General features: G+C 66.0%; 12 protein-coding genes. All 12 read left to right on the top strand.

Annotated elements, in window-relative coordinates; all coding sequences use genetic code 11:
• The first annotated feature begins 148 nt into the window (after positions 1-148).
• The 12 genes from ACIGJB_RS05260 (at position 149) to greA (ending at position 16,344) form a co-directional block, all read left to right on the top strand.
• Positions 149-2,041 (top strand): propionate--CoA ligase, encoded by a 1,893-nt coding sequence (locus tag ACIGJB_RS05260; protein WP_483731702.1) that lies wholly within the window; start codon positions 149-151, stop codon positions 2,039-2,041.
• Positions 2,042-2,203: 162 nt separating this feature from the next.
• Positions 2,204-4,573, top strand: coding sequence for a bifunctional salicylyl-CoA 5-hydroxylase/oxidoreductase (locus tag ACIGJB_RS05265; RefSeq protein WP_483731703.1), 2,370 nt, complete (start codon positions 2,204-2,206; stop codon positions 4,571-4,573).
• Positions 4,573-5,373 (top strand): SDR family NAD(P)-dependent oxidoreductase, encoded by an 801-nt coding sequence (locus ACIGJB_RS05270; protein WP_483731704.1) that lies wholly within the window; start codon positions 4,573-4,575, stop codon positions 5,371-5,373. The genes ACIGJB_RS05265 and ACIGJB_RS05270 overlap by 1 nt, the downstream gene beginning before the upstream one ends.
• Before the next feature lie 64 nt (positions 5,374-5,437).
• The gene (locus tag ACIGJB_RS05275) at positions 5,438-6,289 is read left to right on the top strand and encodes an enoyl-CoA hydratase family protein (RefSeq protein ID WP_483731705.1); all 852 of its coding nucleotides are present in this window, start codon (positions 5,438-5,440) and stop codon (positions 6,287-6,289) included.
• A 33-nt stretch (positions 6,290-6,322) separates the two neighbouring features.
• Positions 6,323-7,489, top strand: coding sequence for an acyl-CoA dehydrogenase family protein (locus tag ACIGJB_RS05280; RefSeq protein WP_483731706.1), 1,167 nt, complete (start codon positions 6,323-6,325; stop codon positions 7,487-7,489).
• 46 nt (positions 7,490-7,535) lie between these two features.
• Positions 7,536-9,206: an AMP-binding protein gene (locus ACIGJB_RS05285; RefSeq protein WP_483731707.1), complete on the top strand. Its 1,671-nt coding sequence runs from the start codon at positions 7,536-7,538 to the stop codon at positions 9,204-9,206.
• A complete protein-coding gene (locus ACIGJB_RS05290; RefSeq protein WP_483731708.1) occupies positions 9,203-9,652 on the top strand; it encodes an acyl-CoA thioesterase in 450 nt (149 codons plus the stop codon). The genes ACIGJB_RS05285 and ACIGJB_RS05290 overlap by 4 nt, the downstream gene beginning before the upstream one ends.
• Positions 9,653-9,696: 44 nt before the next feature.
• A complete protein-coding gene (locus ACIGJB_RS05295; protein WP_483708575.1) occupies positions 9,697-10,107 on the top strand; it encodes a RidA family protein in 411 nt (136 codons plus the stop codon).
• 333 nt (positions 10,108-10,440) lie between these two features.
• Positions 10,441-11,577 carry a glutamine-hydrolyzing carbamoyl-phosphate synthase small subunit gene (gene carA, locus ACIGJB_RS05300; RefSeq protein WP_483731709.1) on the top strand — a complete coding sequence of 379 codons (1,137 nt, stop codon included), beginning with the start codon at positions 10,441-10,443 and terminating at the stop codon, positions 11,575-11,577.
• Positions 11,578-11,633: 56 nt separating this feature from the next.
• The gene (leuE, locus tag ACIGJB_RS05305; protein WP_483731710.1) at positions 11,634-12,314 is read left to right on the top strand and encodes a leucine efflux protein LeuE; all 681 of its coding nucleotides are present in this window, start codon (positions 11,634-11,636) and stop codon (positions 12,312-12,314) included.
• A 79-nt stretch (positions 12,315-12,393) separates the two neighbouring features.
• A complete protein-coding gene (gene carB / locus ACIGJB_RS05310) occupies positions 12,394-15,642 on the top strand; it encodes a carbamoyl-phosphate synthase large subunit (protein ID WP_483731711.1) in 3,249 nt (1,082 codons plus the stop codon).
• A 225-nt stretch (positions 15,643-15,867) separates the two neighbouring features.
• Complete coding sequence (greA, locus tag ACIGJB_RS05315) at positions 15,868-16,344, top strand: transcription elongation factor GreA (RefSeq protein WP_483731712.1); 477 nt, start codon at positions 15,868-15,870, stop codon at positions 16,342-16,344.
• Positions 16,345-16,364: the final 20 nt, after the last annotated feature.

Genomic DNA, 16,364 nt, shown 5'->3' on the forward strand with positions numbered 1-16,364 from the left:
CGTTGCCGGCGGCACGCCCCGTTTTTTGTTGCCCGGGCGTCGCTGTGCGATGTGGCGCATGCTCGTCCTGCCGGGGGCGCACAGGATGCCGTGCCGGTGGCAAACTAGCAGGATGATAACTATCCGCACGACGCGGAGGAGACCTGCCATGACGGCAAGCCATGCCGTGCATGCCCGTTCGCTGGCCGACCCCGAGGGGTTCTGGGCCGAACAGGCACAGCGCATCGACTGGGAAACCCCGTTCGGACAAGTGCTGGACAACAGCCGCGCGCCCTTTACGCGCTGGTTCGTCGGCGGACGCACGAACCTGTGCCACAACGCCGTGGACCGGCACCTTGCCACGCGCGCGCAACAGCCGGCGCTGGTCTGGGTGTCCACGGAGACCGAGCAGGAGCGCACCTTTACCTACGCCCAGCTGCACGACGAGGTCAGCCGCATGGCGGCCACCCTGCAAGGGCTCGGTGTGCGCAAGGGCGACCGCGTGCTGGTCTATATGCCGATGATTCCGGAGGCGGCGTTCGCCATGCTGGCCTGTGCACGCATCGGCGCGATCCATTCGGTGGTGTTCGGCGGCTTTGCCTCGGTCAGCCTGGCTGCCCGCATCGACGACGCGCAGCCGCGTGTGATCGTCAGCGCCGACGCCGGCTCGCGGGCCGGCAAGGTGGTGCCGTACAAGCCGCTTCTCGACGAGGCCATCCGGCTTTCCGGCCACAAGCCCGAGAAGGTGCTGCTGGTCGACCGCCAGCTCGCCGACATGCCGCGCGTGGCGGGCCGCGACGAAGACTACGCGGCCTGGCGCGAACGCGTTGCCGGTACCGAGGTGCCATGCGTCTGGCTGGAATCGTCCGAGCCGTCCTACGTGCTCTACACGTCAGGGACTACCGGCAAGCCCAAGGGCGTGCAGCGCGACACCGGCGGCTACGCGGTGGCGCTGGCGACCTCGATGGAGTACATCTTCTGCGGCAAGGCTGGCGACACCATGTTCACGGCGTCGGACATCGGCTGGGTTGTCGGGCACAGCTATATCGTTTATGGCCCGCTGCTGGCCGGCATGACCACGCTGATGTACGAGGGCACGCCGATCCGCCCCGATGGCGGCATCCTCTGGCGACTGGTCGAGAAGTACCAGGTCAACCTGATGTTCAGCGCGCCCACGGCGATCCGCGTGCTGAAGAAGCAGGACCCTGCCTTCCTGACGAAATACGATCTATCGAGCCTGCGGCTGCTGTTCCTGGCCGGCGAGCCGCTCGACGAGCCGACCGCGCGCTGGATCCAGGAAGGCATCGGCAAACCGGTGGTCGACAACTACTGGCAGACGGAATCGGGCTGGCCGATCATCGCCATCCAGCGCGGCATCGCGGTGCTGCCGCCCAAGCTCGGCTCCCCGGGCGTGCCGGCCTATGGCTATGACCTGCGCATCGTGGACGAGAATACAGGCGAAGAATGCGCCCCCGGGCAAAAGGGCGTGGTGGCCATCGACGGTCCGTTGCCGCCTGGCTGCATGAGCACCGTGTGGGGTGACGACGAACGCTTCGTGCGGACTTACTGGTCTGCAGTCCCGAACCGGCTGTGCTATTCGACGTTCGACTGGGGCGTGCGCGACAAGGATGGCTACGTGTTCATCCTCGGCCGTACCGACGACGTCATCAACGTAGCCGGGCACCGGCTGGGCACGCGCGAGATCGAGGAGAGTTTGTCATCGCACCCAGGCGTGGCCGAGGTCGCCGTCGTGGGCGTGCAGGACGCGCTCAAGGGGCAAGTGGCGATGGGCTTCTGCATTGCCCGTGACGCCGCGCGCACCGCGACGCCCGAGGCGCGACTCGCGTTCGAGGGCGAACTGATGAAGACGGTGGAGCAACAGCTTGGCGCGGTGGCGCGGCCGGCGCGCGTGCTGTTCGTCAACGCATTGCCCAAGACGCGCTCCGGAAAAATGCTGCGGCGCGCCATCCAGGCCGTGGCGGAAGGGCGCGATCCGGGTGATCTGACCACGATCGAGGACCCGACCGCGCTGGAGCAGTTGGTGTCAGCTCTGAAGGGCTGAGCGCCGGCGGCTTGGCGACATTTTGCGGTGTGCGCCTGTCGGTGCACTCGCAAATTCAGCTTGCAAGGGCCTCGCATGCAGACTAATATTTGAAGCATAAAATATTTAGACATGATTTAGATGTGCTCGCGCCCGCGCGGGCAGCGCGGCAGGAGACCACACATGCGAGTGCTTTGTATTGGCGGCGGCCCGGCAGGCTTGTACTTCGGCCTGTTGATGAAGTTGCAGAACCCCGACAACGAAGTCGTTGTGGTGGAGCGCAACCGCCCCTACGACACCTTCGGCTGGGGCGTGGTGTTCTCCGACGCCACCATGGACAACCTGAAGCAGGCCGACCCGGTCAGCGCCGTCGAGATCAACGAGGCCTTCAACCACTGGGACGACATCGACATCCACATTGGCGGGCGCACCATCCGCTCGGGCGGCCATGGCTTTATCGGCATCGGCCGCAAGCGGCTGCTCAATATCCTGCAGGCGCGCTGCGAAGCGCTCGGCGTGAAACTGGTGTTCGAGACCGAAGTCACCGACGACCAGGCGCTGGCCATGCAGTACCGGGCCGACCTCGTCATTGCCTCGGACGGCCTGAACAGCCGCATCCGTACGCGTTACGCCGAAACCTTCCAGCCCGATATCGACACGCGCCAGTGCCGCTTCGTCTGGCTGGGCACGCACAAGCTGTTCGACGCCTTTACCTTTGCCTTCGAGAAGACCGAGCACGGCTGGTTCCAGGCCCATGCGTACCGCTTTGACGACAACACCTCCACGTTCATCGTGGAGACGCCGGAAGAAGTCTGGCGCGCTGCCGGCATCGAGCAGATGAGTCAGGAAGACGGCGTGGCGTACTGCGAGAAGCTCTTCGCCAGATACCTCGATGGCAACAAGCTGATCAGCAATGCCACCCACCTGCGCGGCTCGGCGAACTGGATTCGCTTCCCGCGCGTGATCTGCAAGCACTGGGTGCACTGGAATACGCTGTCCGACGGCCGCCGCGTGCCGGTGGTGCTGATGGGCGATGCCGCGCATACGGCGCACTTCTCGATCGGCTCCGGCACCAAGCTCGCGTTGGAAGATTCCATCGACCTGGCCATGGAGATCGCCAGCGCCGGCCCGTCCGCGCACGATGCCTTGCCGGCGGCGCTGGAGCGCTACGAGGCCACCCGCAGCGTCGAGGTGCTGAAGATCCAGAACGCCGCGCGCAATTCCACCGAGTGGTTCGAGAATGTCGAGCGCTATGCGGCGCTGGAACCCGAGCAGTTCGCCTATTCGCTGCTGACGCGTTCGCAGCGCATCTCGCACGAGAACCTGCGTGCCCGCGACGCTGGCTATGTGCAGAAGTTCGAGCACTGGCTGGCAGCCCAGGCCGGCGTGCCGCCCGAGACGCTGCGCCTGCGTGAAGACAAGCCGGTGCCGCCCATGTTCACGCCTTTCCGCGTACGCGGCGTGACGCTGAAGAACCGCGTGGTGGTATCGCCGATGGCGATGTATTCAAGCGTCGACGGCGTGCCGGGAGATTTCCATTTGGTGCATCTCGGCTCGCGCGCACTCGGCGGCGCAGGCATGGTGGTCGCCGAGATGACCTGCGTGTCGCCCGATGCGCGCATCACGCCGGGCTGCCCGGGTTTGTGGAACGATGCGCAGCGCGATGCCTGGAAGCGCATCGTCGATTTCGTCCATGCCAACAGCGATGCGCGCATCGCCATGCAGCTCGGCCATGCCGGGCGCAAGGGCTCGACGCAGCTCGGCTGGGAGGCCATGGATCATCCGCTGCCGCAGGGCAACTGGCCGCTGCTGTCGGCGTCGCCGATCCCGTACCTGCCCGGTGAATCGCAGGTACCGCGCGAGATGACGCGCGACGACATGGACCGCGTGCGCGATGACTTCGTCGGGGCCGCGCGCCGTGCCGCGGACGCCGGTTTCGACTGGCTCGAACTGCACTGCGCCCACGGCTACCTGCTGTCGGCGTTCATCTCGCCGCTGTCGAACCAGCGCACCGACGCGTATGGCGGCACGCTGGCCAACCGCCTGCGCTATCCGCTCGAAGTGTTTGCTGCGGTGCGTGCGGTGTGGCCGCAGGACAAGCCCATGTCGGTGCGCATCTCCGCGCACGACTGGGTCGAGGGCGGCATCACGCCGGACGACGCCGTGGAGATCGCGCGGGCCTTCAAGGCGGCCGGCGCCGACATGATCGATTGCTCGTCCGGGCAAGTCAGTCCCGACCAGGCGCCGGTGTACGGCCGCATGTACCAGACGCCGTTCGCCGACCGCATCCGCAACGAGGCGGATATCCCGACCATTGCGGTGGGTGCGATCTTCGAGGCCGACCATGTCGACAGCATCATCGCGGCCGGCCGCGCCGACCTGTGTGCCGTGGCGCGCCCGCACCTGGCCGATCCGGCCTGGACGCTGCATGAGGCCGCCAAGCTTGGCTATCGCGACGTCAGCTGGCCGCGCCAATATGAAGCCGGCAAGCGCCAGCTCGAAACCAACCTGGAACGCGCCGCGGCCCTGGCTCGCGGTGTGGTGGAGCATTGATGATGGCGGTCGATTCCCTGCAAGGCCGGCACGCGCTGGTGACCGGCGGCGGGCGCGGCATCGGCGCCGCGATTGCGCGCCGGCTGCTGGCCGAAGGCGCCAGCGTCACGCTGGTGGGCCGCGACGTACAGGTGCTGGAGCGTGCCGCCGACGAGCTTCGTCCGCTGCTGGCCGCCGGCGCCGTACTGGCGACGGTGCCGGCGGATATCAGCGATGCCGACAGTGTCGGCGCCGCGTTCGCCGCGGCCGAATCCAGGAGCGGCCCGGTCGGCGTGCTGGTGAACAACGCCGGCCAGGCGCACAGCGCGCCGTTCGGCAAGACCAGCCTGGCGCAGTGGCAGCGCATGCTGGACGTCAACCTGACCGGCACCTTCCTGTGCACGCAAGCCGCGCTGCCCGTCATGACGGCGGCAGGGTGGGGGCGCATCGTCAACGTGGCCAGCACTGCGGGCCTGGTTGGCTACGGCTACGTCAGCGCCTATTGCGCGGCCAAGCACGGCGTGATCGGGCTGACGCGCGCGCTGGCGCTGGAGACCGCGCGCAGCGGCGTGACCGTGAACGCGGTGTGCCCGGGCTATACGGAGACCGACATCGTGCGCGATGCCGTGGCCAATATCATCGACAAGACCGGTCGTACCGAAGCCGAGGCACGCGCCGAGCTGGCCGCGCGCAATCCGCAGCGCCGCCTGGTGCAGCCCGACGAAGTTGCGGACGCCGTGGCATGGCTGTGCCGCCCGTCGGCCAGCGCGATCACGGGACAGGCCATCGCCGTGGCGGGCGGCGAAGTGATGACAGGATAAGCGCGGCAGCGCCAGCGAACACGGCGGCGGATCGCGCTGCCCACCGAACCGACAGAGAGAGAACATGACCGATATCGCACTCGACATGCGCCACCACAAGCGCAGCTTCGCGGACTACAAGCCGAAACACTTCCTGTGGTCCGTCTCGGACGACGGCAAGGTGGGCACCATCACGCTGAATCGTCCGGAGCGCAAGAACCCGCTGACGTTCGATTCCTACGCCGAGCTGCGCGACCTGTTCCGCGCGCTGTGCTATGCCAGCGACATCAAGACCGTGGTGGTCACGGGCGCCGGCGGCAATTTCTGCTCCGGCGGCGACGTGCACGAGATCATCGGCCCGCTCACGAAGATGAGCATGCCCGAACTGCTGGACTTCACGCGCATGACCGGCGACTTGGTCAAGGCCATGCGTGCCTGCCCGCAACCAGTGATCAGCGCGATCGACGGCATCTGCGCCGGCGCAGGCGCGATGATGGCGCTGGCCTCCGACATGCGCGTGGGGACGGCACAGGCCAAAACCGCATTCCTGTTCGTGCGCGTGGGCCTGGCCGGCGCCGACATGGGCGCATGCTCGCTGCTGCCGCGCGTGATCGGGCAGGGCCGCGCCAGCGAACTGCTCTACACCGGCCGCGTGATGACGGCCGAAGAAGGCCTGCAGTGGGGCTTCTTCAACGCGCTGCATGCATCGGACAAGGTCGTGGCCGAGGCGCACGCGCTCGCCGCGCAACTCGCCGCGGGCCCGACCTTCGCGCACGGCGTGACCAAGAAGCTGCTGCACCAGGAGTGGAATATGGGTCTCGATGAAGCGATCGAGGCGGAAGCCGAAGCGCAGGCCATCTGCATGCAGACGCGCGATTTCCGACGTGCCTACGAGGCCTTTGTCGCCAAGGGCAAGCCGGTGTTCGAAGGCGATTGAGAGCGACCGAAGCGCGAACCAAAGGGATTCCCGATGTCCGACAAGACCTATCTCGACCTGCCGCTGCTCGACGACTCGCATCGTGCGCTGGAGCGCGACCTGGACGCTTGGTGTGCGGCCAGCCTGAATGTGGATCACGGCGATACCGACGCGGCCTGCCGCGCACTGGTACGCCAGCTCGGTGAAGCCGGCTGGCTGCGCTATTGCGTGCCGGCCGAGCATGGCGGCGCCTTGCCGAAGCTCGATTCGCGTTCGCTGTGCTTGCTGCGCGAAACGCTGGCGCGCCATGATGGCCTGGCCGATTTTGCATTCGCCATGCAGGGCCTTGGCTCCGGCGCGATTTCGCTAGCCGGCACCCCCGAGATCCGCGAACGCTACCTGCCACGCGTGGCGCGCGGCGAGGCCATTGCAGCCTTCGCCTTGTCCGAGCCGGACGCCGGTTCCGACGTGGCGGCGATGCAATGCAGCGCGCGGCTCGATGCCGATGGCAGCCACTATGTGATCGATGGCGCCAAGACCTGGATCTCCAACGGCGGCATTGCCGATTTCTACTGCGTGTTCGTGCGCACCGGCGAAGCGCCGGGCGCGCGCGGCATCTCCGCCTTCGTGGTCGATGCCGACACGCCGGGCCTGAGCATCGCCGAACGGATCGACGTGATGGCGCCGCATCCGCTCGCCACGCTGCGCTTCGATAACTGCCGCGTGCCGGTAGCCAACCGCCTCGGCGAGCCCGGGCAAGGCTTCAAGGTAGCGATGATGACGCTGGACATCTTCCGCGCCTCGGTGGCGGCCGCCGCGCTCGGCTTTGGCCGTGCCGCGCTCGACGAAGCCATTGCGCGTGCCCGCGCGCGGCCGATGTTCGGCGGCGTGCTGGCCGACCTGCAGCTCACGCAGGCCGCCATCGGCGACATGGCGACGGCCATCGATGCGGCGGCGCTGCTGACCTATCGCGCGGCCTGGCTGCGCGATGTGAAGGGCGTGCGCACCACGCGCGAGGCGGCCATGGCGAAGATGGTGGCCACGGAAAATGCGCAGCAGGTGATCGACCGCGCGGTGCAGATGTTCGGCGGCCTCGGCGTCAGGGTCGGCACGCGCGTGGAGGGGCTCTATCGAGAGATTCGCTCGCTGCGCATCTACGAAGGCGCGACCGAAGTGCAGAAGCTGATCATCGCGCGCGAAACGCTTGCGGCGGCAGGCTGAGCACGGCACCCATCAAGTCAGCGACACAGCAGACAGGAGACAAGTCATGGCGACCACCGCCCATCTCGATACCTTCGCCCGCGACCGGCTGCCCCCGCCGCAGGCGTGGCCGGAATTCCGCTTCAACGCGGATACGGACTATCCCGAGCGCCTGAACTGCGCCGTGGAACTGATTGACCGGCACGTGCGCGAAGGCCGCGGCGAACGCGTAGCGATCCGTCACCGGCGCGATGGCGGCATCGAGACCATCACCTACGCGCAACTCGCGGCGCTGAGCAACCGCATCGCCCATGTGCTGACCGAGGACATGGGCCTGGTGCCGGGCAACCGCGTGCTGCTGCGCGGACCGAACAACGTCATGATGGCGGCGAGCTGGCTGGCGACCATCAAGGCGGGGCTGATCGCCGTGCCGACCATGCCGCTGCTGCGCGCGAAGGAACTCAAGCAGATCATCGACAAGGCACAGGTCACCGCGGCGCTGTGCGATGTGCGGCTGCGCGAGGACCTTGAGGCGAACCGGCAAGCCGGTGGCGAGTTTCACTGCCCGAGCCTGACGCAGGCGCTGTACTTCAACGGCGAAGGCGAGGGTTCGCTGGAAGCTGCGATGGCCGGCAAGCCCGACACCTTCAATGCCTGCGACACGGCGGCCGACGACGTATGCCTGATCGCCTTCACGAGCGGCACGACCGGCCAGCCCAAAGGCACGGTCCACTTCCACCGCGACGTGCTGGCGATGTGCGACCTGTTCCCGCGCCACGTACTGCGGCCTGAGCCGGATGACATCTTCTGCGGCACGCCGCCGATTGCCTTCACGTTCGGCCTGGGCGGCATCCTTTGCTTTCCGTGGCGCATCGGCGCCAGCACCGTGCTGGCCGAGAAGCTCACGCCGGATGCGCTGCTGGAACTGATTGCGGACTTCCGCGCGACCATCGTGTGCACCGCGCCGACCTTCTATCGCCAGATGGCCGCGCTGGCTTCGCGCTACGACCTGCGCAGCCTGAAGAAAAGCGTGTCGGCCGGCGAGGCGCTGCCTGATGCCACGCGCCAGGCATGGAAGGCCGCCACGGGCATCGAGATGACCGATGGCATCGGCGGCACGGAGATGATGCATATCTTCATTTCGAGCGCGGGTGCCGAGGTGAGGCCGGGCGCGATCGGCAAGGTTGTGCCGGGCTACATCGCGCAGATCGTCGACGAGGACATGCAGCCGGTGCCGCCGGGGACGGTGGGCAAGCTGGCGGTGCGCGGCCCGACGGGTTGCCGCTACCTGGATGACCCGCGCCAGGCCAACTACGTGAAGGCCGGATGGAACCTGCCCGGCGACACGTTCTACATGGATGAGGACGGCTACTACTTCTACCAGGCCCGTTCCGACGACATGATCATCTCCGCCGGCTATAACATCGCCGGCCCCGAGGTGGAAGGCACGCTGATGCAGCACAAGGACGTGGCGGAATGCGGCGTGGTGGGCGCGCCGGACGCGGAGCGCGGCCAGGTGGTGACGGCCTATGTCGTGCTGCGCGAAGGCGTGGAGGCCAGCGACGCGACGCGCGCTGCGCTGCAGGACTACGTGAAGCGCCAGATTGCGCCATACAAATATCCGCGGCGCATCGTCTTCGTGCCGGCGCTGCCGCGCACGGAGACCGGCAAGCTGCAGCGCTTCCGGCTGCGCCAGCTGGCGGAGCAGGGCAATGGCGGCGGGGTCGCCAAGCCATGAGCGCCGTGTTCCGCAACACCGTGCTGGTGCGCTTCGGGCATTGCGATGCCGCCGGCATCGTGTTCTATCCGCGCTACTTCGAGATGCTTAACGACTTCATCGAAGACTGGTTTGCCCAGGAGCTGGACTGGCCTTTCAGTGCCATGCACGGTGCGGGGCATGCCGGCGTACCGACCGCCGATCTGCATTGCCGCTTTGTCGCGCCCAGCCGCTTGGGCGAATCGCTCACGCGTGAACTGCGCGTGCTGAAGCTCGGGCAATCGAGCTTCACGGTGCAGGTTCGGTTCATCGGCCCCGACGGCGGCTTGCGGCTGGAAGTGACGCAGCGGCTGGTCTGCGTCAATACGGACAAGATCGCGCCAAGGCCGCTGCCCGACCCTGTGCGGCTAGCCATGACGCAGTACCTGGATGCCAGCCTGGCCGCAACCGCCGGCCGGGACATCTGAAAAATCCAAGCCATTCGAGTAACCGAGACAATCAGGACGCAATCATGAAGATTCTGCAGCCGCCCGACTGGGCCGCACCGCGCGGCTATTCCAACGGCATCATGACGGAGATGCAGGCCGGCAGCCGGCTCATCTTTGTCGGAGGCCAGATCGGCTGGAACGGCCAGTGCGAGTTCGAGACCGACGACTTCGGCCTGCAGGTGGCCCAGACCTTGCGCAATATCGTCGCCGTGCTGGCGGCGGGCGGCGCGAAGCCGGAGCACATCACGCGCATGACGTGGTATGTGAAGGACAAGGCGGAATACGTCGCGGCCTACCCGGTTATCGGCCAGCATTACCGGGACAGCATCGGCCGGCATTTTCCGGCGATGACGGCAGTGGAGGTCGCGGACCTGGTGGAGCCGCGCGCCAAGGTAGAGATCGAGGTCACGGCGGTGGTGCCGCCGGCTGCATAAGGCGGATGCTGGGGTGGCAGGGCGCGGACGGGGCGGCGCAGGCAGAGCCCGTGCCGCACGCAAGTCCTTGAAAACTTGAGAAATTGCCCGGTGCGGGATATAATCCGAAAGTTTCGCTTTCAGAACCCTTCACCCTAGCGCCAACCGCTTTCCACCTTCCGCCGCCCCCGTCCGCGCAGCGTTGCCGGCATTGAAATATGTGATGCAAAGAGCACGATGCGGCCGAGTCGCGCCGCCATGGCAGCCTTGCCACTGCGGCCGTACCGGATCTCTTCCAGGGGCACGAGGCGTTGATCAGGTCGGGCACGGGGTGAGTCCAGCAGGAGCCTACCCGTGTTACCGTCTTTTCCGTCCGCCATTCTCGCGCTTGCAGACGGCACGGTCTTTCGTGGCTATTCCATTGGCGCATCCGGCCATACCATCGGCGAAGTGGTGTTCAACACCGCCATCACCGGTTACCAGGAAATCCTCACCGACCCGAGCTATTCCCGGCAGATCGTCACGCTGACGTATCCGCACATCGGGAATTACGGCGTCAACCGTGAGGATATTGAAGCCACGAAAGTCCATGCCGCCGGCCTGATCATCAAGGATCTGCCGATCCTGGCATCGAATTTCCGCAAGGAGCACACGCTCGGCCATTACCTCAAGCAGGAAAAGGTCGTCGCGATCGCGGGCATCGATACCCGCAAGCTGACCCGAATACTGCGCGAGAAGGGCGCCCAGAACGGCTGCATCCTGGCTGGCGAGGACAATGTGCAGAAGGCCATCGACCTGGCCCGCTCGTTCCCCGGCCTGGCCGGCATGGACCTGGCCAAGGTGGTGTCGGTCAAGGAACCGTACGAGTGGACCCAGTCGGAATGGGCGCTCGGCGACGGCTACGGCAAGCAGGACAAGCCGCAGTTCCACGTGGTCGCCTATGACTACGGCGTCAAGTTCAACATCCTGCGCATGCTGGCCGAGCGCGGCTGCAAGGTGACGGTGCTGCCGGCCCAGGCCAGCGCGGCCGACGCCCTGGCGCTGAATCCGGATGGCGTGTTTCTGTCCAACGGCCCCGGCGACCCGGAACCGTGCGACTACGCCATCCAGGCCACGCGCGAATTCATCGAGCGCGGCATCCCGACCTTCGGCATCTGCCTGGGCCACCAGATCATGGCTCTCGCCATCGGTGCCAAGACGCTGAAGATGAAGGCCGGCCACCACGGCGCCAACCATCCGGTCAAGGACATGGATGACGGCCGCGTGATGATCACGTCGCAGAACCACGGCTTCGCGGTCGATGCGGAAACCCTGCCGGCCAACGCGCGCGTGACGCACGTGTCGCTGTTCGACGGCACGCTGCAGGGCTTCGCGCTGACCGATAAGCCGGCGTTCTGCTTCCAGGGCCACCCGGAAGCGTCGCCGGGCCCGAACGACGTGGCTTACCTGTTCGACCGCTTCACGAAGATGATGGCGGACGCGCGCAAGTAAGCGCGGAGCCATTCGAGAATCGAGAAACAGGGACGAGCAGGGAACAAGGACACGCCATGAACGCCTTCATGCATACCGCTTTCGGCATCACCGACTTCTGGACCTATGTGCTGGGCACGATCTTTATCGTGCTGCTGCCGGGGCCGAATTCGATGTACGTGCTGTCCGTGGCGGCGCAGCGCGGCGTGCGCACCGGCTACAAGGGTGCCTGCGGCGTGTTCCTCGGCGATGCGGTGCTGATGGTGCTGTCGGCGGCAGGCGTGGCCTCGCTGCTCCAGGCCAGCCCGGCGCTGTTTTACGTCGTGAAGTACATCGGCGCGGCGTACCTGGGCTGGATCGGGTTCAACATGCTGCGCGGGGCGGTACGCAACTGGTCCAAGGCAGGTCAGGCGGGGCAGGCAATCAATGCGGCCGCGGCCATGCCCGTCGACCAGTCGAACCCGTTTCGCAAGGCGCTCATCATCAGCCTGATGAACCCCAAGGCCATCCTGTTCTTTATCTCGTTCTTCATCCAGTTCGTCGACCCCGGCTTCGGCTATCCGGCGCTGGCGTTCCTCGCACTGGGCGTAGTCGTGCAGATCTTCAGCTTCCTGTACCTGACGACGCTGATCTTCGTTGGCGTGAAACTGGCCGCCGCGTTCCGCCGCCGCCGCCGCTTGTCGGCGGGCGTGTCGAGCGGAGTGGGCGCCATGTTCATCGGCTTCGGCGCGAAGCTGGCCACGGCCACCCTGAGCTGATTTTTCGAATCCCGCGGGATTCCTGATATTCCGGCGCGGCCGTCCCGAACGGGCGGCCGGCCAAAAAAGAGATAGTGCAATGCCAAAACGCACAGACATCAAGAGCATCCTGATTATCGGCGCCGGCCCCATCATCATCGGCCAGGCGTGCGAGTTCGACTATTCCGGCGCGCAGGCCTGCAAGGCGCTGCGTGAAGAAGGCTTCAAGGTCATCCTGGTCAATTCGAACCCGGCGACCATCATGACCGATCCGGCCACGGCCGACGTGACCTATATCGAGCCGATCACGTGGGAAGTGGTCGAGCGCATCATCGAGAAGGAACGTCCGGACGCGATCCTGCCGACCATGGGCGGCCAGACCGCGCTGAACTGCGCGCTGGACCTGCATCGCCATGGCGTGCTGGACAAGTACAAGGTCGAGCTGATCGGCGCGTCGCCGGAAGCCATCGACAAGGCCGAGGACCGCCAGAAGTTCAAGAATGCGATGACCAAGATCGGACTCGGCTCGGCCAAGTCCGGCATCGCGCACTCCATGGACGAAGCCATGGGCGTGCAGTCGCAAATCGCCACGGAAACCGGCACCAGCGGCTACCCGATCGTGATCCGCCCCTCCTTCACGCTGGGCGGCACCGGCGGCGGCATTGCCTACAACCGCGAAGAATTCGAAGAGATCTGCAAGCGCGGCCTGGACCTGTCGCCGACGCGCGAGCTGCTGATCGAGGAATCGCTGCTGGGCTGGAAGGAATACGAGATGGAAGTGGTCCGCGACAAGGCGGACAACTGCATCATCATCTGCTCGATCGAGAACCTGGACCCGATGGGCATCCACACCGGTGACTCGATCACCGTGGCCCCGGCCCAGACGCTGACCGACAAGGAATACCAGATCCTGCGCAACGCCTCGCTGGCCGTGCTGCGCGAGATCGGCGTCGATACCGGCGGCTCGAACGTGCAGTTCTCGATCAATCCGAAGGATGGCCGGATGATCGTGATCGAGATGAACCCGCGCGTGTCGCGTTCGTCGGCGCTGGCCTCGAAGGCCACCGGCTTCCCGATCGCCAAGGTCGCTGCCAAGCTGGCCGTCGGCTACACGCTGGACGAGCTGAAGAACGAGATCACCGGTGGCGCGACCCCGGCTTCGTTCGAGCCGTCGATCGACTACGTGGTCACCAAGGTGCCGCGTTTCGCCTTCGAGAAATTCCCGCAGGCCGACAGCCACCTGACCACCCAGATGAAGTCGGTGGGCGAGGTGATGGCCATGGGCCGTACCTTCCAGGAATCGTTCCAGAAGGCCCTGCGCGGCCTGGAAGTCGGCGTGGACGGCCTGGACGAGAAGTCCACCGACCGCGACGAGATCGTCGAGGAAATCGGCGAGGCCGGTCCGGACCGCATCTGGTACGTGGGTGATGCATTCCGCCTGGGCATGTCTCTGGAAGAGGTGTATGCCGAGACCGCGATCGACCCGTGGTTCCTGGCCCAGATCGAGGACATCGTCAAGACCGAAGGGCAGATCAAGGCGCGCACGCTGGCAAGCCTGTCGACGGCCGAGCTGCGCTACGTGAAGCAGAAGGGCTTCTCGGACCGCCGCCTGGCCAAGCTGCTGAAGACCGACGCCAAGGCCGTGCGCGAAGCGCGCATCGCCCAGAATGTGCGTCCGGTGTACAAGCGCGTGGACACCTGCGCGGCCGAGTTCGGCACCAACACCGCCTACATGTACTCGACCTACGAGGCCGAGCATGGCGAGTGCGAGGCCAGCCCGACCGACAAGAAGAAGATCATGGTGCTGGGCGGCGGCCCGAACCGGATCGGCCAGGGCATCGAGTTCGACTACTGCTGCGTGCACGCCGCACTGGCGCTGCGCGAAGACGGGTACGAGACCATCATGGTCAACTGCAACCCGGAAACTGTGTCGACCGACTATGACACCTCGGACCGCCTGTATTTCGAGCCAGTGACGCTGGAAGACGTGCTGGAAATCGTCGCGATCGAGAAGCCGGTCGGCGTGATCGTGCAGTACGGCGGCCAGACCCCGCTGAAGCTCGCGCTCGACCTGGAGCGCAACGGCGTGCCCATCATCGGCACCACGCCGGACATGATCGACGCCGCGGAAGACCGCGAGCGCTTCCAGAAGCTGCTGCAGGAACTTGGCCTGCGCCAGCCGCCCAACCGCACCGCGCGTGCCGAGGACGAAGCGCTGCGCCTGGCCGAGGAAATCGGCTACCCGCTGGTGGTGCGCCCGTCGTACGTGCTGGGTGGCCGCGCGATGGAAATCGTGCACGAGCCGCGCGACCTCGAACGCTACATGCGCGAGGCCGTCAAGGTGTCGAACGATTCCCCGGTGCTGCTGGACCGCTTCCTGAACGATGCGATCGAATGCGACGTCGACGCGCTGTCCGATGGCAAGCGCGTGTTCATCGGCGGCGTGATGGAGCACATCGAGCAGGCTGGCGTCCACTCGGGCGACTCGGCTTGCTCGCTGCCGCCGTACTCGCTGTCGGCGGAAACCGTGGCCGAACTGAAGCGCCAGACCGCCGCCATGGCCAAGGCCCTGAACGTTGTCGGCCTGATGAACGTGCAGTTCGCGATCCAGCAGAACAACGGTGTCGACACCGTCTACGTGCTGGAAGTGAACCCGCGTGCCTCGCGTACCGTGCCGTACGTATCGAAGGCGACCGGCATGCAGCTCGCCAAGATCGCTGCGCGCTGCATGGCCGGCCAGTCGCTAGACTCGCAGGGCGTGCTCGACGAGGTGGTGCCGCCGTACTACAGCGTCAAGGAAGCGGTGTTTCCGTTCAACAAGTTCCCGGGCGTCGATCCGGTCCTCGGACCTGAAATGCGTTCCACCGGTGAAGTGATGGGCGTGGGCAAGTCGTTCGGCGAAGCGCTCTTCAAGAGCCAGCTGGCCGCCGGTTCGCGCCTGCCGGAAAAGGGCACCGTGCTGATCACCGTGAAGGACAGCGACAAGGTACGCGCCGTTGCCGTGGCCCGCATGCTGCACGACATGGGCTACCCGATCGTTGCCACGCGCGGCACGGCCTCGGCCATCGAAGCCGCCGGCATCCCGGTCCGGGTGGTCAACAAGGTCAAGGACGGCCGTCCGCATATCGTGGACATGATCAAGAACGGCGAACTGGCGCTGGTGTTCACCACGGTGGACGAGACCCGCGGCGCGATTGCCGATTCGCGCTCGATCCGTATCTCGGCGCTGGCCAACCGCGTGCCTTACTACACCACCATCGCCGGCGCGAGCGCTGCGGTGGAGGGCCTGAAGCACATGCAGAGCCTGGAGGTCTATGACCTGCAGGGCCTGCATGCGACGCTGGGGTAACAATATGAGCTGGCGGGGCGCTTGCGCTCCGTCAAGGGCTGACGGCCCGCCGGTGTTGCTGCCGGCGGCCATCTTGTCCTAAACTACGTCGAATTCATCGATCGGCGCCCGGTTTCCCCGGGCGCCTTTCCCATCCGAAGCCGCGGTTTGAGCGGAAGTGCCCTGGACCAAGCGCCGGGCATGGTTCCAGCTCCGCTGCGGCTCATTTTTTTGTTGATCGAAGACATGAGCACCATTCCGATTACCAAGCGTGGCGCCGAACTGCTGAAGGAAGAACTGCAACGCCTGAAGGCTGTCGAGCGTCCGGCAGTGATCAATGCCATCTCCGAAGCCCGCGCGCAGGGCGACCTGTCCGAAAATGCCGAGTACGATGCTGCCAAGGAAAAGCAGGCATTCATCGAAGGCCGCATTCTGGAAGTCGAATCCAAGCTGTCCACGGCGCAGATCATTGACCCGACCCAACTGGATACGGATGGCCGCATCGTGTTCGGTGCCACGGTCGACCTGGAAGACCTCGAGTCCGGCAGCCCGGTGAGCTACCAGATTGTCGGCGATGACGAGGCTGACCTGGAGAGCGGGAAGATCTCCGTCAGCTCGCCCATCGCGCGTGCGCTGATCGGCAAGTTCGAGGGCGACGTTGCGACCGTCCTGGCGCCGAGCGGTGACCGCGAGTACGAAGTCATCACCGTCCGCTACATCTGAAGTCGGTACCCGACCGACTG

It is taken from the genome of Cupriavidus sp. C2SS-8b (genome assembly GCF_057073745.1).